A 19,143-nucleotide genomic window follows, 5' to 3' on the forward strand; every position below is an offset into this window, starting at 1 on the left:
CGGTGGCGCGGTTCGCGCGTTCGGATCAAGCCGTTACCCGAAGGCGCAGGTCGGGGTGCCCAGATCGACACAATCGGTGATCCCGGACCCAGTGGGACCGGGGCCATCCGGTTGAGGGCCGGCTCCGGTCGGGGGTCGGCCTGTGCCGACCGACCCCCGCCCGCGACCTCAGCTCGCGACCTCAGCCCGCGACCTCAGCCCCGCCCGACGATCAGCCCGGACTGGTCGTCGAGCACGTCGACCTTCACCGCGTCCCCGTCGCGGACCTCGCCGGCCAGCAGCTCCCTCGCCAGCTGGTCGCCGATGGCCGACTGCACCAGCCTGCGCAGCGGCCGGGCCCCGTAGAGCGGGTCGAAGCCGTTGAGCGCGAGCCAGTCGCGGGCGGCCGGCGTGACCTCCAGGGTCAGCCGCCGCTGGGCCAGCCGCCGCCCGAGGCGGTCGACCTGGATGTCCACGATCGAGGTCAGCTCCTCGGTGGCCAGGGCCCGGAACACCACCACGTCGTCGAGCCGGTTGAGGAACTCCGGCTTGAAGTGGCCGCGGACCACGGTCATGATCGCGTCCCGCCGCTGCCGGTCGTCCAGCGAGGCGTCCGCGATGACGTGCGAGCCGAGGTTCGAGGTCAGCACCAGGATGGTGTTGCGGAAGTCCACCGTGCGGCCCTGGCCGTCGGTGAGCCTGCCGTCGTCGAGGACCTGGAGCAGCACGTCGAACACGTCCGGGTGCGCCTTCTCGACCTCGTCGAGCAGCACCACGCTGTACGGGCGGCGGCGGACCGACTCGGTGAGCTGGCCGCCCTGGTCGTAGCCGACGTAGCCGGGGGGCGCGCCGACCAGGCGGGCCACCGAGTGCTTCTCGGAGTACTCGCTCATGTCGATGCGGATCATCGCCCGCTCGTCGTCGAACAGGAACTCCGCCAGCGCCTTGGCCAGCTCGGTCTTGCCGACGCCGGTCGGGCCGAGGAACAGGAACGAGCCGGTGGGCCGGTCCGGGTCGGCCACGCCCGCGCGGGTGCGCCGGACCGCGTCCGACACCACGCGCACGGCCTCGGACTGGCCGACCACGCGCCGGGCCAGCTCGTCCTCCATGCGCAGCAGCTTCGCCGTCTCGCCCTCCAGCAGCCGGCCGGCCGGGATGCCCGTCCAGGCGGAGACCACGTCGGCCACGTCGTCCGCGCCGACCTCCTCCTTGAGCATCACCGCGGCGTCCTGCGTGGTGCGGGTGGCCTCCTCCAGCTCCTTCTCCAGGGCCGGGATGCGGCCGTAGCGCAGCTCGGCGGCCCGGCCCAGGTCGCCGTCGCGCTCGGCCCGCTCCGACTCGCCGCGCAGCTGCTCCAGCTGCTCCTTGAGGTCGCGGACCTTCTCGATGGCGTTCTTCTCGTTCTGCCAGCGGGCGGTCAGCGCGGCCAGCTCCTCGCGCTTCTCCGCCAGTTCGGCGCGCAGCGCGGCCAGCCGCTCCAGCGAGGCCGGGTCCGACTCCTTGGCCAGCGCCATCTCCTCGATCTCCAGCCGCCGCACGGCGCGCTCGACCACGTCGATCTCGACGGGGCGCGAGTCGATCTCCATGCGCAGGCGGGACGCGGACTCGTCGACCAGGTCGATCGCCTTGTCCGGCAGGAAGCGGGCGGTGATGTAGCGGTCGGACATGGTGGCGGCGGCGACCAGGGCGGCGTCGGTGATGCGCACGCCGTGGTGCACCTCGTAGCGGTCCTTGAGGCCGCGCAGGATGCCGATGGTGTCCTCGACCGAGGGCTCGCCCACGAAGACCTGCTGGAAGCGGCGCTCCAGCGCCGGGTCCTTCTCGATGCGCTCGCGGTACTCGTCCAGGGTGGTCGCGCCGACCATGCGCAGCTCGCCGCGCGCCAGCATGGGCTTGATCATGTTGCCCGCGTCCATGGCGGAGTCGCCGCCCGCGCCGGCCCCCACGATCGTGTGGAGTTCGTCGATGAACGTGATGACCTGGCCGGCGGAGTCGGTGATCTCCTTCAGCACGGCCTTCAGGCGCTCCTCGAACTCACCGCGGTACTTCGCGCCCGCGACCATGGCGCCCAGGTCGAGCGCGACCACGCGCTTGCCCTTGAGCGACTCGGGCACGTCGCCGGCGATCACGCGCTGGGCCAGGCCCTCGACGATCGCGGTCTTGCCGACGCCGGGTTCGCCGATCAGCACGGGGTTGTTCTTGGTGCGGCGGGACAGCACCTGGACGACGCGGCGGATCTCGGTGTCCCGGCCGATGACCGGGTCCAGCACGCCCCTGCGGGCGCGTTCGGTCAGGTCGACGCCGTACTTCTCCAGGGCCTGGTAGGTGCCCTCGGGGTCCGGGCTGGTGACCCGGGCCGAGCCGCGGACCTTGCCGAACGCCTCCTTGAGGGCTTCCGGGTTCGCGCCGTGCCGCTTGAGCAGGTCGGTCACCTGGCCGCCGTGCTGGGCGAGGCCGACCAGCAGGTGCTCGGTGGAGACGTACTCGTCGCCCATCTCGGTGGCGAGCTCCTGGGCGCGGCCGAGCACGCGGGCGGCGTCGCGGGAGAACTGGGGGGCGGACACGGACGAGCCGGTCGCCGCGGGCAGCGAGCGGGACAGCTGGTCCAGCTCCTTGTGGACCTGCTTGGCGTCCGCGCCGACGGCGCCGAGGAGGGGCGCGGCCAGGCCGTCGCCCTGGGCCAGGAGGGCGCCGAGGAGGTGAACGGAGGTGACGTCCGGGTTGCCCGCGATGGTCGCCGCCTGCACGGCGGCCGACACGGCCTGCTGCGTCTTCGTGGTCGGGTTGAAAGCGTCCATTCCTCACCTCGGTCGGCGAACGTGCGTGGACCGGCGTGCGGCACCGGCCGTCACCCTGGTCAACGTCAGAAAAGTTGAGCCTGTTCCGCTCAACCTACGCGAGTGCCGTGGCATGGGCCACGCGGTACCGGGGTGGGTGAAAAAATCCGGGTGCCCCCCGAGCGGGGACCCGTGAGGATCGCCGCATGACCTCTCTCGTCAACCACATCACGTTCGACTGCCGGGACGCCTACGAACTGGCCGGGTTCTGGAGCCTGGTCACCGGCCGGCCCCGGGCCGACGACGACCACCCCGGGGATCCCGAGGTGTACATCGAGCTGCCGTCCGGTCCGGGGCTGCTGTTCATCCAGGTGCCCGACCCGAAGGTGGTCAAGAACCGGGTGCACCTCGACCTGCGGCCCGGGACGACGCGTGACGCGGAGGTCGAGCGGCTGCTCGAGGTGGGTGCGAGGCTGGTCGACGACCGGCGGCGGGCGGACGGGACCGGGTGGGTGGTGCTGGCCGATCCGGAGGGCAACGAGTTCTGCGTGGAGCGCAGTGCGGCGGAGCGGGCCGCGCGGGGCTGACGAGGTTTGGGGGGCGGGGCGACACGGCTTCGCGGGCGCGGTCTCGTCCCGTCCTCCGGTTCCGCCACGTCCTCGCGCAGCCCCCTCCCGCACCCTCGCCGTCGGACGTCACCCCCGTGCCGTCGTCGCTGCCCGTGCCGTCGCGGCTCCCGGATCCGGCGCGGCTCCCGCTCCGATGCGGCCCCGCGCGAGCCTGACCCGGGTCTGGCGCGGCCCTGGCGCGGTGTCGACCCGGTCTCGACCGGGACGTCGGCACAGGTCACCCACATGTCTTAAATAGTTGTCCACAGGGGGCGGGAGTTGTCCACAATCCGCTGGTGCGCATCCACAGGCCGGTGCGGATGACCGCAACAATGCGGTTCCAGCCGTCACCCGACCCGGTGCTCGGTCCGGTGCTCCGGGCCGGGTGCCCGGCACGGCCGCTCGCAGGACCAGCGTGCGCCCCTGTCCGGGCAGAGGCAAATCGGGCGTCTCGACGTGGCTCCGCTCCTCGCCCGCCCCCCGGTCCTCGGTGGGCTTCTTCCCCGGGTTCGGCGGACTCAGCCCCCGGGTTGGGCGGGTGCGCCCCGCCGGGGACCCGGACCGCTCCCCGATCCACACAGCCGCTCGTACGCATGGGGGTGGGACACAAGCCTCGATTTCGGTATATGTATAGAGGAGTATCCACCCGTTGGCCGGAGCGACCCGCGACCGTCCGTGACCGCTTAGCACTCGAAGGTGGCATCAAGGAGTCAACCAGGCAGTTGACGGGTTAATGTCCCCTCGTCGGGGATGGAAGCTTGACGAGGACGTAGCGCCTTGCTGGCGCCGCCAGAAACGTGGAGACTGCGCCCGGACCATGACTGCGAACGCTGTGTTGAGCCCCCTCCCGAGCCCGCCACACCGAGAACCTCCCCCCGGGGTCACCGCCATGGTGCGGATGATCCGGGAGAGCTTCGCGGTGGTGGAGCCGCGCTCCGACGAGGTCGCCAAGTTCTTCTACGGAATGCTGTTCAGCCTGGCCCCGGCCACGCGCGAGATGTTCCCGGTGAACATGGAGGTCCAGCGCAGCCGGCTGCTGCGCGCCCTCGTGCACGTGGTGCAGATGGTGGACCGGCCGGACGACCTGATCCCGTTCCTCCGCCAGCTCGGGCGCGACCACCGCAAGTTCGGCGTGGTCAACGTGCACTACGAGTCGGTCGGCACGGCGCTGCTGGCGGCGATCAAGAAGTTCGCGGGCCCCGCGTGGACGCCGAAGGTCGAGCTCGCGTGGGCCGAGGCTTACACGATCATGGCCCGCTCCATGCAGGAGGCCGCCGCGGCCGACGACGGTCCGGCGTACTGGCACGCGACCGTGCTGGAACACCAACGGGTGAGCTGGGACCTGGCCGTGATCCGGTTGCAGCCGGATCACCCGGTCGGGTACCGCGCGGGCCAGTACGTGAGCGTCGAAACGCCCCAGCGGGCCCGGCTGTGGCGGTACTACTCGCCCGCCAACGCGCCCCGCGCGGACGGCATCATCGAGTTCCACATCCGCTCGGTCGAGGGCGGGTGGGTGAGCCGCTCGATCGTCGGGCACACCCAGGCCGGTGACGTGTGGCGGATCGGCCCCCCGATGGGTCGGCTCAGCGTGGACCGCAGGTCCGGGCGCGACGTGCTCATGGTCGCCGGCGGCACCGGGGTCGCGCCGATGCACGCGATCATCGACGAGATGGCGCAGTGGGGCGAGAACCCCCGCGTCCACCTGTTCATGGGCGGTCGGACCCGCGAGGACCTGTACGACCTGGACAACCTCCAGCGGTTCGCGATGACGAACCCGTGGCTGACCGTCGTGCCGGTGCTGGAGTCGGACCCGGGCGCCCGCGGCGTCGAGCAGGGCACCCTGGCCGACGTCGTCACCCGCTACGGCGCGTGGCAGGACCGCGACGTGCTGGTCTGCGGCTCGCCGTCGATGATCCGGGCCACGGTGTCCCGGATGCTGGTGGCGGGCACCCCGCTGGACCGGATCAAGTACGACCCCTTCACCCTGGACTGAGCCACCCCTCACGCCACGCCGCTTCCGAGCCGAACCAGCCGCACCCCGGTCCGCACTCCCGCGCCGGGGTTGGTCGGCAGCCGCACCCAGGCTGATCAGCGCCCGCACACCGGGTTGGCCACCTGGAGTCGGCCATACCGGGTCGGCCATACCGGGTCGGCCATACCGGGTCGGCCATACCGGGTCGGCCACCCGAAGGCCGACCGCTGGAGGCTGAGCGCAGGAGGCCGACCGCCAGCCTCACGCCGAGCTGATCAGCTCCGCCACTCGGGGCCGACATCCCCCGCTTCGGCGGCCAGCCTGTCGACCAGGGCACCGGCCCCAGGACCACCGCGGCGATCCCCGTCAGGCGTGACGCGCCGAGCGCTTGGGCGAACGCGGGCAGCGGCATCTTGGCGGCGGAGGTCGGGCTGAGCCGAGACCAGGGGCTCGCCTGAAGCCGGGGTGGGTCGGGTCAGGCCGGGCTGGATCGGGCGGGCTGGATCGGGCCGAGGGGCCGGGCCCAGACCGGAGTCGGCGCTGAGGGCTGAGGCCGGGGGCTGGCCTGGGCCGGGCTCGGGGACTGGCCTGAGGTCGGGTCGGGTCGGGTCGGGTCGGGTCGTGGAGGGCTGGGGCTGGCCCGAGGTCGGATCGTGGAGGGCTGAGGCCGGGTCCTGGAAAGGCCGACGGCCCGGCTGTGGGGTGGCCGGGCCGTCGGGTGGGTTTTGGGGATGCGGGGTGGTCGCGGGGTTCCTCATGTGCAACCGATGGTCGGTAACGGTGTTTCCGTACATCAGTCACCCCATCGTGTATCCCCGGGATTTCAGCGCTTGGGCCCCGGCCGCCACACCACCAGCGCGGTCTCGTGCCGCACCGGCACCAGGTCACGCCGGTAGGAGGCGTGCACCGACGCGGCCGCCTGCTCGGCCGCCGCCATGGCGGAGGCCAGTTCCTCGGTCAGCTGGTGGACCCTGGCGCGCAGGGCGCCGACCTCGTTCTCCAGCTCGATGATCCGCTTGACCCCCGCGAGGTTGACGCCTTCTTCCTGCGACAACCGCTGCACCTCGCGCAGCAGCACGATGTCGCGCATCGAGTACCGGCGCCCGCCCCCGGACGTGCGTCCTGGCGACACCAGCCCCATCCGGTCGTACGACCGGAGCGTCTGCGCGTGCAGACCGGACAGCTGCGCCGCCACCGAGATCACGAAGAACGGGGTGTCCTCGTCGGTGCCGGGCGGGAACGGGAAGCTCACACCTACCTCTTCTCCACCAGGGCGTTGAGTTCGGCGCGGGGGTCGTGGTGGGTGGTCACCGCCGCGTACTTCTCCAACGCCTCGCGTGCCGCGGCGTCCATGTTGTCCGGCACCTGCACCAGGAGCGTGATGAGCAGGTCGCCGACCTGGCCGTCGCGCTTGGCGATGCCCTTGCCCTTGGCCCGCAGCACCCGGCCGCTGGCGGTGCCCGCGGGGACCCTCAACGTCACCTTGCCGTCCAGGGTGGGCACGGTCAACGTGGTGCCCAGGGCCAGTTCGGGGAAGGTGACCGGCGCGGTGAGGGTCAGGTCGTTGCCGGACCGCCCGAACACGGGGTGCGGGTTGACGTGGACCCGCACGTACAGGTCTCCGGCGGGTCCGTTGTTGCGCCCGGGTTCGCCCTGGCCGGCGAGCCTGATGCGCTGGCCGTCGTCGACGCCCGAGGGGATGCGGATGGTGAGCGTGCGCGTCTTGGTGCTGACGCCGTCGCCGCCGCACTCCGGGCACGGGTCGTCGACGATGCGGCCGGTGCCGCGGCAGTCGGTGCACGGTTCGGAGAAGGCGAACGCGCCCTGGCTGCGGGTGACGAGTCCGGCGCCGCCGCAGTTGGTGCAGGTGCGGGGGGTGGTGCCGGGTCTCGCGCCGGAGCCCGCGCAGGTGCCGCAGGCCGACGGGCTGGACAGCCTCAGGGGGACGGTGGCGCCGCGGACGGCTTCGGTGAAGTCGATCCGCACGTCGGTTTCGACGTCGTCGCCGCGGCGGGGCCGGGTGGCGGAGGCGGTGGTGCCCCCCCGGCGGTTGAACAGGCCGCCGAGGATGTCGCCCAGGCCACCCATGCCGCCGGTCTGCTGGGCGCGGCCGAACAGGTCGCCGACGTCGAAACCGCCGGTGCCCCCGGTGCCGAAGCCGCCGGGGAAGCCGCCGCCCCCGGCGAAGAGGCGGCGGGCTTCGTCGTACTGCTTGCGCTTGGCGGCATCGGACAGGATGCCGTACGCCTCGGAGACGGCCTTGAAGCGGGCTTCGGCCTTGGCGTCGCCGGGGTTGGCGTCGGGGTGCAGCTCCCGGGCCAGCTTCCGGTACGCCTTCTTGATCTCGTCGGCCGAGGCGTCGGAGGAGACGCCCAGCTCGCGGTAGAAGTCCTTCTCGATCCAGTCCCTAGCACTCACCGGACATCACCTCCCTTTCCTCAGCTGCCCTCGGCCGGCTCCGCGGCGGCCGGCTCCGGCTCGTGGTCGGTGACGCCGACCAGCGCGGGTCGCAGGACCCGTTCGCCGTAGCGGTAACCGCGGCGGAGCACGGCCGTGACCGTGGGTCCGCCGACCTCGGGGGACGTGCTGTGCTGCACGGCCTCGTGGACGGACGGGTCGAACTCCTCGCCCTCGTGCCCGAAGGGTTCCAGGCCGAGACCGCGGAGGGTGGTGACCAGCTTGTCGGCCACGGCCTTGAACGCGCCGGTGAGGTCGCCGTGGGCCTCGGCGCGCTCGACGTCGTCGAGGACGCCGAGCAGTTCGCCCGCGACCTGGGACTTGGCGGTGCTGATGACCAGTTCCCGGTCGCGCTCGACGCGCTTGCGGTAGTTGGCGTACTCGGCGGTGAGCCGCTGGAGGTCGGCGGTCCGCTCGTCGAGCTGGGCCTTCAGCTCGACGGCGGGGTCCTCGGCGACGGCCGTGCCCTCGTCGGGCAGGTCGGGGGCGGCGTGCTTGCCGCCCTCCGACGACTGCCCGGACGACTCCTCCGACGACTGCTGCTCCGGCGACTGCTGCGGCTCCGACGCGGGTGCTTCGACCTCGGTGTCGCCGTTCTCCGGCGCGCCGTCCCCGGGCGGGGTGGCGCGCACCTCTCCGGTCTCGGGGTCGATGCGCCTGCGGTCGGTGACGACCACCTGGGGCTCTTCGGGCTGGGTCACTTCTTGTCGTCCTCGTCCACGATCTCGGCGTCGACCACGTCGTCGGCCTTGGGCGCGTCGCCCGCGGCGGCCCCGCCGGCGGCACCCGGGCCCGCGTCGGCGGTCGGCGCGGCGTTGGCGTACAGGGACTGTCCGATGGCCTGCGACTCGGTGGCGAGCTTCTCCACCGCGGCCCGGACCTTGGCGATGTCGGTGCCCTTGAGGGCCTCGTTGGTCTCGTCGATGGCGGCCTTGACCTTGTCCTTGACCTCGGCCGGGATCTTGTCCTCGTTCTCCTTGACGACCTTCTCGGTCTGGTAGACGAGGGTCTCGGCCTGGTTGCGGACCTCGGCTTCGTCGCGGCGGCGCTTGTCCTCCTCCGCGTGCGCCTCGGCGTCCTTGATCATGCGGTCGATGTCGTCCTTCGGCAGGGCGGAGCCACCGGTGATGGTCATCCGCTGCTCCTTGCCGGTGCCCATGTCCTTGGCGGAGACGTGGACGATGCCGTTGGCGTCGATGTCGAAGGTGACCTCGATCTGGGGGACGCCGCGCGGGGCCGGAGGGAGGCCGGTGAGCTCGAACATGCCGAGCTTCTTGTTGTCCGAGGCGAAGTCGCGCTCGCCCTGGAAGACCTGGATCTGCACGGACGGCTGGTTGTCGTCGGCCGTGGTGAAGATCTCGGAGCGCTTGGTGGGGATGGTGGTGTTGCGCTCGATGAGCTTGGTCATCACGCCGCCCTTGGTCTCGATGCCCAGGGACAGCGGGGTGACGTCGAGCAGCAGGACGTCCTTGACCTCGCCCTTGAGGACACCGGCCTGGAGGGCGGCGCCGACGGCGACGACCTCGTCCGGGTTCACGCCCTTGTTGGGCTCGCGGCCGCCGGTGAGCTCCTTGACCAGTTCGGCCACGGCGGGCATCCGGGTCGAGCCGCCGACGAGCACGACGTGGTGGATGTCGCCGACGCTGATGCCGGCGTCCTTGATCACGTTGTTGAACGGGGCGCGGGTGCGCTCCAGCAGGTCGTTGGTGATGCGCTGGAACTCGGCCCGGGACAGCGTCTCGTCGAGGAACAGCGGGTTCTTGTCGCCGTCGACGGTGATGTAGGGCAGGTTGATGGTGGCCTGGGAGGAGCTGGAGAGCTCGATCTTGGCCTTCTCGGCGGCCTCGCGGATGCGCTGCAACGCCATCTTGTCCTTGGTCAGGTCGATGCCGTTGCTCTGCTTGAAGCGCTCGACCAGCCAGTCGACGATGCGCTGGTCCCAGTCGTCGCCGCCGAGGTGGTTGTCGCCGGAGGTCGCGCGGACCTCGACCACGCCGTCGCCGAGCTCCAGCAGCGAGACGTCGAACGTGCCGCCACCGAGGTCGAAGACCAGGATGGTCTGCTCCTTCTCGCCCTTGTCGAGGCCGTAGGCCAGGGCGGCGGAGGTGGGCTCGTTGACGATGCGCAGCACGTTGAGGCCCGCGATCTGGCCGGCCTCCTTGGTGGCCTGGCGCTGCGCGTCCTCGAAGTAGGCGGGGACGGTGATCACCGCGTCGGTGATCTCCTCGCCCAGGTACGCCTCGGCGTCGCGCTTGAGCTTCATGAGCACGCGCGCGCTGATCTCCTGCGGCGTGTAGTCCTTGCCGTCGATGCCGGTGGACCAGTTGGTGCCGATGTGCCTCTTGACCGACCGGATGGTCCGGTCGACGTTGGTCACGGCCTGGTTCTTGGCGGGCTGCCCGGTGAGCACCTCGCCGTTCTTGGCGAAGGCCACGATGGACGGGGTGGTCCGCGAGCCCTCGGAGTTGGCGATCACCGTCGGCTCGCCACCCTCGAGAACCGCGACGACGGAGTTGGTCGTCCCCAGGTCGATGCCGACCGCTCGCGCCATTGGATTCCTCCTGGTAGTGCGTGTGTGGAAGCCCCGCATTGAGCGGCACTGGCTCAAGTTTGCCGGCTTACCCGGACTTGAGTCCAACCGACTCAACCTTTCTGCTCCTTGCAACGAGCGGGAGGGCCCGCGTGTTCCCGGCGGGACGTGATCCGGACCACCCGTCAGGGGGAATTCCCCACCGCTCCGGAACGCGCAAGTGCCCCCGGCGCACGCCGGGGGCACGGGTGGGACGGAGGTCGGCTCAGGCCGCGAGGACGTCCACGTCGCCGCTGCTCGCGCGCAGGTACAGCTCGACCGGCGCGCCCGGGTCGTCGGGAACGCCCACCTCCAGCTCGCCGCTGTCGGTCCCCACGTCGACCCGGTAGGGGACGCGCGGGACCTGGACGACGACGTTGCCGCTGCCCGCCACGGCGCGGACCGAGGTCGCCGCGTCCAGCCGGACGTGCACGTCGCCGGACCGGCTGTCGAGGGTCACCGCGCCGCGCATCCCGGACAGGGACGCGTTGCCCGAGCCGAGCCGGCCGGTGAACCCGCCGCCCACGTCGGCCACCTCGACGTCGCCCGAGTCGTCGCCGATGCGGACCTCGCCGGAGACCCCCCTGATCACCGCGTCGCCCGAGCCGATCTCGACCTCCACCGCGGCCACGTCCTCGAAGCGGACGTCGCCCGACTCGCTCTCGCCGACCACCCGGACGTCCTCGGACGGCACGGTGACCTCGTAGTCGACCGTGCACCGGTGGCCGCAGCCGTCGAGGACCAGGGTCGTGCCCTCCACCCGGTGGGAGACCCCGGAGGGCGCTGCGGCGTTCTTCGGGTACTGGAGCCGGCGCCGGACCTCGGTCGAGTCGGCGCCCGCGCGGCCGCGGACGACGATGTCGCCGGAACCGTTCCGGAGCCGGACCTCGGTGATCCGCTCGCCGACGGTGTGCCGGTCCTCGAAGCCGTGCTCCACCAGCCGCACGCAGGACGTGAGCGCCACCGCCGCGGTCACCGCCGCGACGGCCGCCAACCCGATCCGCTTGCCCACCACAGTCGCCCCCTCAGGCGTTCACGTCGTTGTGCCCAAGCTAGGCGGTGGGCGGGTCGGGCCCCATCGGGAAGGCCCCCGACCCGGCATGGGGGTTGTCCCTACCCCCGGCGGCTCAGGCGAGGGCCTCGACCGCGGCGCGCAGGGCCGGGGCGGAGAGGGCGGGGTCGCCGAGGAAGTGCCGGGAGGCGATCACGTGCGCGGCGGTCGTGCGCTCCCACACCGGGCCCCGCACCGGGACCTCGGTGATCACCAGGCGGAACGGGCGCACGTGGCGGCCCAGCCGGTGCTCGACGCCCCGCACCACCTCGCCGATCGGCAGGGTCTGGGGGGAGGCGGCGGTGCGCCGGTGGTGGTCGGCCGCGGCCGGCCGCAGGGCCAGGACCGCGGCGCGCAGCGCCGGGCGCACGCGCAGCGACGTGCCCGAGGGGTCGTCCGGCACGTCCGGGGAGTCGTCCGGCGGCGACCCGGCGCGGGCGTGGTCGAGCACGTCGGCCCACCAGCCCAGCCACTCCTCGGCCGCGGCCGCGCGGTCGACGCCCGCGGGGACCACCACGGGCACCCCGGGGTCCAGGCCGGGCAGCTCCGGGACGGTGTCGACCGAGAGCGCGAGGGTGTCGCGCAGGAACAGGGCGGTGGTGACCGCCCGGCTCGTCCCGTGCGACACCTGCCACGACTCCCGACCGGCGAACCCCATGGACCCAGTGTCCCGCGCGGAGGTCACCGACCGCGCATCAGGAAGGACACGACCGGTTCCAGTTCCCCCGCAGTCGGGGGGCGGTCCGCGATCAGGCCCTGGATCAGCAGCCCGTCGAGCCCCGCGAGCAGCGCCCGCAGCACCACCGGGTCCCGCGCCCCGGCCTGGTCCTCCAGTCCCTCGAACCACCGCCGCGCCGCCGGCCTCAGCCCGGGGCGGCGCGCGGCGAGCAGGTACAGCTCGTACCCGGCCAGCGTCCGGCCCCGGTGCGGGCCCACCGCGTCCGCGAGGAACCCGGCCACCGCCGCGGGCGCCGGGTCCAGGGCGCGGAACCCCGCCGCCGTCTCGTCGGCCGACCAGGTGAGCGTGGCGATCAGCAGGTCGTCCAGCGTCGCGTAGTAGTAGGTGGCCGACGTGGGCGGCACGCCCGCCTCGCGCGCCACCGACCGGTGGCTCACCCCCGCCGCGCCGTCCCGCTCCACGACCCGCAGCACGGCCTCCAGGATCACCCGCCGCCGCTGCTCGCCGCGCCGGCGGCGGCCGTCCGCGCGGGAGGTGGTCGGGTCAGGCATCGCCGGCATTGCCGCCCAGCTCGATGGCGACCACGCCGGCGATCACCAGCAGCAGGCCGACGACCATGGTCGCGTTGAGGGGTTCCTTGAACAGCACCACGCCCACGCCCGCCACCGCCGCGACGCCGAACGCGCACCAGATCGCGTATGCCACGCCGATGGGCATGCCCAGTTGGAGGACCTTGCCCAGCGCGGTGAACGCGACCAGGTAGCCCACGACCACCACGATCGAGGGAACCAGCCTGCTGAACCCCTCGGACAGCTTCAGCGAGACCGTGGCGGCCACCTCGGCGACGATCGCGACGGCCAGGACCAGGTAGACGAACATGAACGACCCCCAGAAAGTTGAACAGCTGTTCCACTATTTTGTCCGGGGATATGCGATCTGCCACGCTCAAGTGGTTACTGGCCAGTAAGCGGGCGTAGGCTGCCGAGCCAAGAGAGACGGACGAGAAAGGCCGCCACCACAATGGGAGCCCTCCAGCTCACCCTCGGCGCCATCGGCGTCGCCGTCAGCGTGTACGCCTGGGGCCTGTTCGTCGCGGGTGTCCTGCGGATGATCAGGATCGTCCGCCTCGGCCAACCGGACCCGACGCGCGCCGGGCCGTTCTGGCCGCGCCTGAAAACCCTGCTCGTCGAGTTCGTCGCGCACACCCGGATGATGAAGTTCCGGAAGGTCGGCCCCTGGCACTGGATGGTGATGTGGGGCTTCCTCATCGGCTCCGCGGTGCTGTTCGAGGCGTACGGCGAGGTCTTCGACCCGGGCTTCCACTGGCCGGTCATCGGCACCTGGTCCGCGTGGTCGCTGCTGATCGAGCTGCTCGGCCTCGGCACCGTCGCCGGCGGCGTCGCGCTCGCGGTCATCCGCCAGCTCAACCACCCGCGCCGCGCCGACCGGCTGTCCCGGTTCGCCGGCTCCAGCTTCAAGTCCGCCTACTTCGTCGAGGCCGTCGTCATCGTCGAGGGCCTGGGCATCCTCGGCGTGAAGGCGTTCAAGCAGGCCGCCGGCCTGGAGGACCCGCCGCTGTGGTCGTCCTTCGTCACCGGGCCGCTGTCGACGATCCTGCCCACCAGTCCCGACTGGGTGTCCGTCATGGCGGCGATCAAGCTGCTGTCCGCGATGGTCTGGCTGATCGTGGTCGGCAAGAACCTGACCATGGGCATCGCCTGGCACCGGTTCAGCGCGTTCTTCAACATCTACTTCAAGCGCGAGGACGACGGCGGCGTCGCGCTCGGCGCGCTCAGGCCGATGATGAGCGGCGGCCAGGTCCTCGACCTGGAGGAAGCCGACCCCGACAAGGACACCTTCGGCGTCGGCAAGGTCGAGGACTTCACCTGGAAGGGCTGGCTGGACTTCAGCACCTGCACCGAGTGCGGTCGCTGCCAGTCCCAGTGCCCGGCGTGGAACACCGGCAAGCCGCTGTCACCCAAGCTGGTGATCACCCAGCTGCGCGACCACGCGTTCGCCAAGGCCCCGTACCTGCTGGCCGGCGGCAGCCGCGACATGGCAGGCGACGAGGTCGGCCTGGTCGAGGACAAGTACGAGGACTACAAGAAGCGCCTGGAGACCGTCGACGTGCTGGCGATGGCCGAGTCCGAGCGCCCGCTGGTCGGCGGCCCGGACGAGCTGGGCGTCATCGACCCCGAGGTGCTGTGGTCCTGCACCACCTGCGGCGCGTGCGTCGAGCAGTGCCCGGTGGACATCGAGCACGTCGACCACATCGTCGACATGCGCCGCTACCAGGTGCTGATCGAGTCGAACTTCCCGTCCGAGCTGGGCGGCATGTTCAAGAACCTGGAGAACAAGGGCAACCCGTGGGGCCAGAACTCCCGGGACCGGCTGGCCTGGGCCGAGGGCCTGGACTTCGACGTGCCGGTGTTCGACGGCGAGCTGGGCGACACCGAGTACCTGTTCTGGGTCGGCTGCGCGGGCGCGTTCGAGGACCGGGCGAAGAAGACCACGCGGGCCGTGGCCGAGCTGCTGCACACGGCGGGCGTCAAGTACACGGTGCTCGGGCCGGAGGAGTCGTGCTCCGGCGACCCGGCGCGGCGCGCGGGCAACGAGTTCCTGTTCCAGATGCTGGCGCAGCAGAACGTCGAGGTGCTCAACACCGTGTTCGACGGGCGCGAGCCGGGGCAGCGCAAGATCGTCGTGACGTGCGCGCACTGCTTCAACACACTGGCCAACGAGTACCCGCAGGTCGGCGGCCAGTACGAGGTCGTGCACCACACGCAGCTGCTCAACCGCCTGGTGCGGGAGCGGCGGCTGGTGCCGGTGGCCGAGATCGCCGAGGACGTCACCTACCACGACCCGTGCTACCTGGGCCGGCACAACAAGGTCTACGAGGCGCCGCGCGAGCTGGTCGGCGCGTCGGGCGCGACGCTGCGCGAGATGCCCCGCAACGCCGAGCGGTCCATGTGCTGCGGTGCCGGCGGCGCCCGCATGTGGATGGAGGAGCGGATCGGCAAGCGCATCAACGTCGACCGCGTGGACGAGGCGCTGGGCACCGCGCCGTCGAAGATCGCCACCGGCTGCCCGTTCTGCCGGGTGATGCTCACCGACGGCGTGACCGCCCGGCAGAACGAGGGCGTGGCCGGTGCGCACGTCGAGGTCGTGGACGTGGCGCAGCTGCTGCTGACCGCGGTGCGGCGCGGCAGGGAGCCCGAGGCGCAGGACGTGCCGACGGACGAGGCGCCCACCGGCACCCCGCTGCCGGACGAGGACAAGGAGCCCTCGTCGCCGGCGAACTGATCGTCCGGTGACCCGGTGGCCCCGGTGGTTCCGACGGCGGAGCCCCCTCCACCCGCGCGGGTGGAGGGGGCTCCGCCGGGTCAGCGGTCGTCGGTGGCGCGGTCGTAGACGAGGTTCAGCACCCAGCCCGTCAGCGCCACGATGATCGCCCCGAAGAACGCGGCCCAGAAGCCGCTCACCTCGAACGGCAGGCCCAGCTCGCCGGCCAGCCAACCGGTGAGCCAGAACAGCAGGGCGTTCACCACCAGCCCGATCAGGCCGAGCGTGACCACGTAGAACAGGCAGCCGAAGAACTTCACCAACGGCTTGACCACCGCGTTCACCAGGCCGAACAGCAGCGCGACGCCGATCAGCGTGCCGATCTTCGCGGGCGCCGAGGCGCCCTGGTCCAGGTCGATGCCCGGGACGAGCGTGGCGACCCAGACCGCCACCGCCGTCAGCAGCACGTGCACGAGAATGCCCATGCCGCAGCAGGCTAGCGGTGGCGCTGCGCCGAACGGGTCAGGCGCGGCGACGCCTGCGCGCCGCCACCAGGGCCAACGCCCCGCCGCCGAGCAGCAGGCCGCCGAGCGCGAACAGCGGGAGCGGGGCCGCGCCCGTGTCCGCCAGGTCACCGCCGTCGCCCGCCACCGGGACCGTCGCGGAACCGGTGGTGCTGGGCGCGGTCGTGGCGGTGGGCGTGGCGGTGGGCGCGGTGGTCGACGTGGTGGACGCGCCGTCGCCGATGAGCACCGGCACGCGGGCGGCGTTGTTCGACGAGTCCGCGTCCCGCAGCTCGTTCACGTGCGCGCCGACCACGTCGACCGCGGAGAACGGCGCCTTGACGCGCAGCGTGAAGCGCACCTCGGCGGTCGCGCCGGGCAGCAGGCGGTCCTCCAGCGCGTACCCGTTCGCGTCGGCGGTGACGTTGTCGCCGATCGCGACCCTCTCCGCCTGCCGGTCGGACGGCTCGCCGAGCGCGAACACCGCCCGCTCCGGCGCGGTGCCCCCGTTCGTGACCGAGACGACGGCCTCGAACTCGTCGCCGACGGCGTAGCGGTCCCGGCCCGGCTCCAGGCGCAGCGCGTAGGACATGTCGCCCCTGGCCGCGCCGTAGGCGAGCTCCACCCGGGGCCCGACCAGGGTGTGGTCGACCTCGATCTCCCGGGTGTAGGTGACCCAGTCGACCCGGTCCCCGCCGGTCGGCCGCACCAGCGCCAGGCCGTGGCCGAACAGGGCGCCCGCGGTGATCGTGTACCGGCCCGCCGGCAGGTCCTGGAAGGAGGAGTCGCCGCCCACGGCGGGCTCCGCCGACCGGTCGACGTCCAGCGGGCCGCCGGTGACGCGCACCGGGCAGCCGCTCGGCGGCGTGGTCCCGGCGCCGCCCTCGACCCGGCACAGCACCGGCACGTCCGCGCCGCGCAGGCCGAAGTCGACCGTGCCGCCGCCGACGACCGGCTGCGGCGGCGCCTTCGTGGTCGGCCGGAACACGTCGGCGTTGGGGTTGTAGACCATGACCGGCACGTCGGGCACCTCGGCCCGGTAGCGGCCCCGGGCGTCCGTGCGGAACACGCCGATGTCCTGCCTGGTGGCGGCGTCGGAGACGCGGATCGCGCGGCCGTTGGCCAGCGGCTGCTCACCCGCGTCGCGCTTGCCGTCGGCGTTCCGGTCGAACCACACCAGGCCCTCGATGACGACGGTGCCGCCGTCCTGCGCGGCGGCCGGGACGGTGCCCGCCGCCAACGCCGTGAAGGCCGCGCACGCGGCGGCCGCCCTGCTCAGGTTCCGCACCCGGAACTCCCCCAGAAGATCGAATTCGTCACCTCGTCGTCGTGGGGTGGGGCATGATCGTTTCGAGACCTGCGTCACACCCCGCGACGGGCGGATCACCGCCGACCGGCTTAACGTCGTCAGCATGCCTGAGCGGTCCGAGAAGAGCGGCGGCGGGGAGAGCACGCTGACCGTGCTGCTGGCCCTCGCGGTGAACCTGGCCATCGCGATCATGAAGGCCGTCGCGGGTGTGATCACCGGGTCGGCCGCGATGATGTCGGAGGCCGCGCACTCGGTCGCCGACACCTTCACCGAGGGCCTGCTGCTGACCGCGCTGCGCCGGTCCGGCCGGGCAGCCGACCGCAAGCACCCGTTCGGGTACGGCAAGGAGCGGTACTTCTGGTCGCTGCTCGCCGCCGTGTCGATCTTCGTGTCGGGCGCGGTGTTCGCGTTCTACGAGGGGTTCCGGACCGTGTTCGGGGCGCCGGAGGAGCAGACCAGCCCGGTGGTCGGCTACGTGGTGCTGGCGATCGCGTTCGCGCTGGAGTCGGTGTCGTGGGCGCAGGCCGTGCGGCAGGTGCGGCGGGGGGCGCGGGAGGAGGAGCGGTCGTTCCTGGAGTTCCTGCGGGTGTCGGACGACCCGACGGTGAAGACGGTGCTGCTGGAGGACTCGGCGGCGCTGGTCGGGCTGCTGCTGGCGTTCGGCGGGATCGGGCTGCACCACCTCACCGGGTCGTCGCTGTGGGACGGGGTGGCGTCGCTGCTGATCGGCGTGCTGCTGGCGGTCGTCGCGTTCACGCTCGCCTCGACCAACCGGGGGTTGCTGATCGGGCGGCAGGCGGACCCCCACCTGGTGCGGGCGGTGTGGGCGGAGCTGCGCGACGTGCCCGAGGTGGAGCAGGTGGTGGACCTGCTGACCATGGCGGTGGGCACGGACCGGGTGCTGCTGTGCGCGCGGCTCGACTTCGACGACGCGCTGGGGGTGGCCGAGCTGGAGCGGGCGTGCGTGCGGATCGACGACGAGCTGCGGCAGGCGCACCCCGAGCTGGACGAGGTGTTCCTGGAGCCGGTGCCGCGGACCGACCAGGCGCTGCGGGCGCGCGTGCTGGCCCGGTACGGCGACGTGCGGTTGTAGGCCGGTTGCGTCGCCCGGTGCTCAGCGCCCGGTGTTCAGCGCCCGGTGCTCAGCGCTTGGTGTCGGTGCGGTGGAAGTTGAGGTACGCGCGGGACGGCGTGGGACCGCGCTGGCCCTGGTAGCGGGAACCCGCTTCCCGCGAGCCGTACGGGAACTCGGCCGCGCTGCTGAGCTGGAACAGGCACAGCTGGCCGATCTTCATGCCGGGGTGCAGGGTGATCGGCAGGTTGGCGACGTTGGACAGCTCCAGCGTGATGTGGCCGGAGAAGCCGGGGTCGATGAAGCCGGCCGTGGAGTGGGTGAGCAGGCCGAGGCGGCCCAGCGAGGACTTGCCCTCCAGCCGGCCCGCCAGGTCGTCGGGCAGGGTGACCAGCTCGAACGTGGAGCCGAGCACGAACTCGCCGGGGTGCAGGACGAAGGGCTCGTCGTCGACGGTCTCGACGAGCGTCGTGAGGTCGTCCTGCTGGACGGCGGGGTCGATGTGGGTGTAGCGGGTGTTGTTGAAGACGCGGAAGAAGCGGTCCAGGCGCACGTCGATGCTGGAGGGTTGCACCATGACGTCGTCGAAGGGCTCCAGGACCAGGCGGCCGGAGTCGACTTCCTTGCGCAGATCGCGGTCGCTCAACAACACGGGTGCAGCCTAGGTGGCCGACCGGTGCGGTGCGGCAGGCGGGTCTGTGTATGATCGTGGCGAGCACGGCGCGCGGGTGTAGTTCATTGGTAGAACGACAGCTTCCCAAGCTGTAGAGGCGGGTTCGATTCCCGTCACCCGCTCGGACGACGAAGGCCCAGGTGAGAGCCGGTTCGCTGGCCAGCCTGGGCCTTCGTCGTGTTCGGGCTCCGGGCTCACCGTGCAATCCACGT

The 19,143-nt window shown here is 72.1% G+C and carries 16 protein-coding genes and 1 tRNA gene; 5 read left to right on the forward strand and 12 right to left on the reverse strand.

What is annotated here, in order from left to right; translation table 11 throughout:
* Nucleotides 1-194: 194 nt before the first annotated feature.
* On the reverse strand, nucleotides 195-2,777 hold the full coding sequence (gene clpB / locus Q5530_RS03175) for an ATP-dependent chaperone ClpB (protein ID WP_415360593.1): 2,583 nt from the start codon (nucleotides 2,775-2,777) through the stop codon (nucleotides 195-197).
* 185 nt (nucleotides 2,778-2,962) lie between these two features.
* Here clpB and Q5530_RS03180 point away from each other — a divergent pair, with 185 nt between their 5' ends.
* On the forward strand, nucleotides 2,963-3,343 hold the full coding sequence (locus Q5530_RS03180) for a VOC family protein (RefSeq protein WP_415360594.1): 381 nt from the start codon (nucleotides 2,963-2,965) through the stop codon (nucleotides 3,341-3,343).
* Nucleotides 3,344-4,253: 910 nt separating this feature from the next.
* On the forward strand, nucleotides 4,254-5,357 hold the full coding sequence (locus Q5530_RS03185) for an FAD-binding oxidoreductase (protein WP_415360595.1): 1,104 nt from the start codon (nucleotides 4,254-4,256) through the stop codon (nucleotides 5,355-5,357).
* A gap of 802 nt (nucleotides 5,358-6,159) precedes the next feature.
* Here Q5530_RS03185 and Q5530_RS03190 read toward each other — a convergent pair.
* From Q5530_RS03190 to Q5530_RS03225, 8 genes are all read right to left on the reverse strand, one after another.
* Nucleotides 6,160-6,588, reverse strand: a complete 429-nt coding sequence (locus Q5530_RS03190; protein WP_380637660.1) for a heat shock protein transcriptional repressor HspR — start codon at nucleotides 6,586-6,588, stop codon at nucleotides 6,160-6,162.
* 2 nt (nucleotides 6,589-6,590) lie between these two features.
* Nucleotides 6,591-7,754, reverse strand: coding sequence for a molecular chaperone DnaJ (gene dnaJ / locus Q5530_RS03195; protein ID WP_415360597.1), 1,164 nt, complete (start codon nucleotides 7,752-7,754; stop codon nucleotides 6,591-6,593).
* A 20-nt stretch (nucleotides 7,755-7,774) separates the two neighbouring features.
* Complete coding sequence (gene grpE / locus Q5530_RS03200) at nucleotides 7,775-8,494, reverse strand: nucleotide exchange factor GrpE (protein ID WP_415360599.1); 720 nt, start codon at nucleotides 8,492-8,494, stop codon at nucleotides 7,775-7,777.
* Nucleotides 8,491-10,344 carry a molecular chaperone DnaK gene (dnaK, locus tag Q5530_RS03205; RefSeq protein ID WP_380637663.1) on the reverse strand — a complete coding sequence of 618 codons (1,854 nt, stop codon included), beginning with the start codon at nucleotides 10,342-10,344 and terminating at the stop codon, nucleotides 8,491-8,493. Before dnaK ends, grpE begins: the two co-directional genes overlap by 4 nt.
* A 244-nt stretch (nucleotides 10,345-10,588) precedes the next feature.
* A complete protein-coding gene (locus Q5530_RS03210; protein ID WP_415360600.1) occupies nucleotides 10,589-11,374 on the reverse strand; it encodes a DUF4097 family beta strand repeat-containing protein in 786 nt (261 codons plus the stop codon).
* A 115-nt stretch (nucleotides 11,375-11,489) separates the two neighbouring features.
* Nucleotides 11,490-12,071: a hypothetical protein gene (locus Q5530_RS03215; RefSeq protein WP_415360602.1), complete on the reverse strand. Its 582-nt coding sequence runs from the start codon at nucleotides 12,069-12,071 to the stop codon at nucleotides 11,490-11,492.
* Nucleotides 12,072-12,094: 23 nt separating this feature from the next.
* The gene (locus Q5530_RS03220; RefSeq protein WP_415360604.1) at nucleotides 12,095-12,643 is read right to left on the reverse strand and encodes a TetR/AcrR family transcriptional regulator; all 549 of its coding nucleotides are present in this window, start codon (nucleotides 12,641-12,643) and stop codon (nucleotides 12,095-12,097) included.
* Complete coding sequence (locus Q5530_RS03225; protein ID WP_415360606.1) at nucleotides 12,636-12,971, reverse strand: DMT family transporter; 336 nt, start codon at nucleotides 12,969-12,971, stop codon at nucleotides 12,636-12,638. The genes Q5530_RS03220 and Q5530_RS03225 overlap by 8 nt, the downstream gene beginning before the upstream one ends.
* 141 nt (nucleotides 12,972-13,112) lie before the next feature.
* On the opposite strand from Q5530_RS03225, the gene Q5530_RS03230 reads away from it, so the two are divergent.
* Nucleotides 13,113-15,395, forward strand: coding sequence for a (Fe-S)-binding protein (locus tag Q5530_RS03230; RefSeq protein ID WP_380637668.1), 2,283 nt, complete (start codon nucleotides 13,113-13,115; stop codon nucleotides 15,393-15,395).
* Between the two features lie 80 nt (nucleotides 15,396-15,475).
* Here Q5530_RS03230 and Q5530_RS03235 read toward each other — a convergent pair whose 3' ends face one another.
* The gene (locus Q5530_RS03235) at nucleotides 15,476-15,859 is read right to left on the reverse strand and encodes a phage holin family protein (RefSeq protein ID WP_415360608.1); all 384 of its coding nucleotides are present in this window, start codon (nucleotides 15,857-15,859) and stop codon (nucleotides 15,476-15,478) included.
* Nucleotides 15,860-15,896: 37 nt separating this feature from the next.
* On the reverse strand, nucleotides 15,897-17,165 hold the full coding sequence (locus tag Q5530_RS03240; protein ID WP_415360609.1) for an LPXTG cell wall anchor domain-containing protein: 1,269 nt from the start codon (nucleotides 17,163-17,165) through the stop codon (nucleotides 15,897-15,899).
* Between the two features lie 124 nt (nucleotides 17,166-17,289).
* Between Q5530_RS03240 and Q5530_RS03245 the strand changes: the two genes are divergently transcribed.
* A complete protein-coding gene (locus tag Q5530_RS03245; protein ID WP_415360610.1) occupies nucleotides 17,290-18,279 on the forward strand; it encodes a cation diffusion facilitator family transporter in 990 nt (329 codons plus the stop codon).
* Between the two features lie 49 nt (nucleotides 18,280-18,328).
* Here the strand turns inward: Q5530_RS03245 and dcd are convergent, their stop codons facing one another.
* Complete coding sequence (gene dcd / locus Q5530_RS03250) at nucleotides 18,329-18,910, reverse strand: dCTP deaminase (protein ID WP_415360612.1); 582 nt, start codon at nucleotides 18,908-18,910, stop codon at nucleotides 18,329-18,331.
* Nucleotides 18,911-18,982: 72 nt separating this feature from the next.
* Here dcd and Q5530_RS03255 point away from each other — a divergent pair.
* Nucleotides 18,983-19,053 (forward strand) — tRNA-Gly (locus tag Q5530_RS03255).
* Nucleotides 19,054-19,143 lie beyond the last annotated feature (90 nt).

It is taken from the genome of Saccharothrix sp. BKS2 (genome assembly GCF_047689505.1).
GTDB classification, from domain to species: domain Bacteria; phylum Actinomycetota; class Actinomycetes; order Mycobacteriales; family Pseudonocardiaceae; genus Actinosynnema; species Actinosynnema lopnurensis.

Coding starts and splice junctions, on each gene's coding strand:
- Q5530_RS03230 (WP_380637668.1), top strand. CDS start 13,113: ATGGGAGCCCTCCAGCTCACCCTCGGCGCCATCGGCGTCGCCGTCAGC.
- Q5530_RS03235 (WP_415360608.1), bottom strand. CDS start 15,859: ATGGGCATTCTCGTGCACGTGCTGCTGACGGCGGTGGCGGTCTGGGTC.
- Q5530_RS03220 (WP_415360604.1), bottom strand. CDS start 12,643: ATGCCTGACCCGACCACCTCCCGCGCGGACGGCCGCCGCCGGCGCGGC.
- Q5530_RS03245 (WP_415360610.1), top strand. CDS start 17,290: ATGCCTGAGCGGTCCGAGAAGAGCGGCGGCGGGGAGAGCACGCTGACC.
- Q5530_RS03225 (WP_415360606.1), bottom strand. CDS start 12,971: ATGTTCGTCTACCTGGTCCTGGCCGTCGCGATCGTCGCCGAGGTGGCC.
- Q5530_RS03180 (WP_415360594.1), top strand. CDS start 2,963: ATGACCTCTCTCGTCAACCACATCACGTTCGACTGCCGGGACGCCTAC.
- Q5530_RS03185 (WP_415360595.1), top strand. CDS start 4,254: ATGGTGCGGATGATCCGGGAGAGCTTCGCGGTGGTGGAGCCGCGCTCC.
- dnaK (WP_380637663.1), bottom strand. CDS start 10,344: ATGGCGCGAGCGGTCGGCATCGACCTGGGGACGACCAACTCCGTCGTC.
- Q5530_RS03215 (WP_415360602.1), bottom strand. CDS start 12,071: ATGGGGTTCGCCGGTCGGGAGTCGTGGCAGGTGTCGCACGGGACGAGC.
- clpB (WP_415360593.1), bottom strand. CDS start 2,777: ATGGACGCTTTCAACCCGACCACGAAGACGCAGCAGGCCGTGTCGGCC.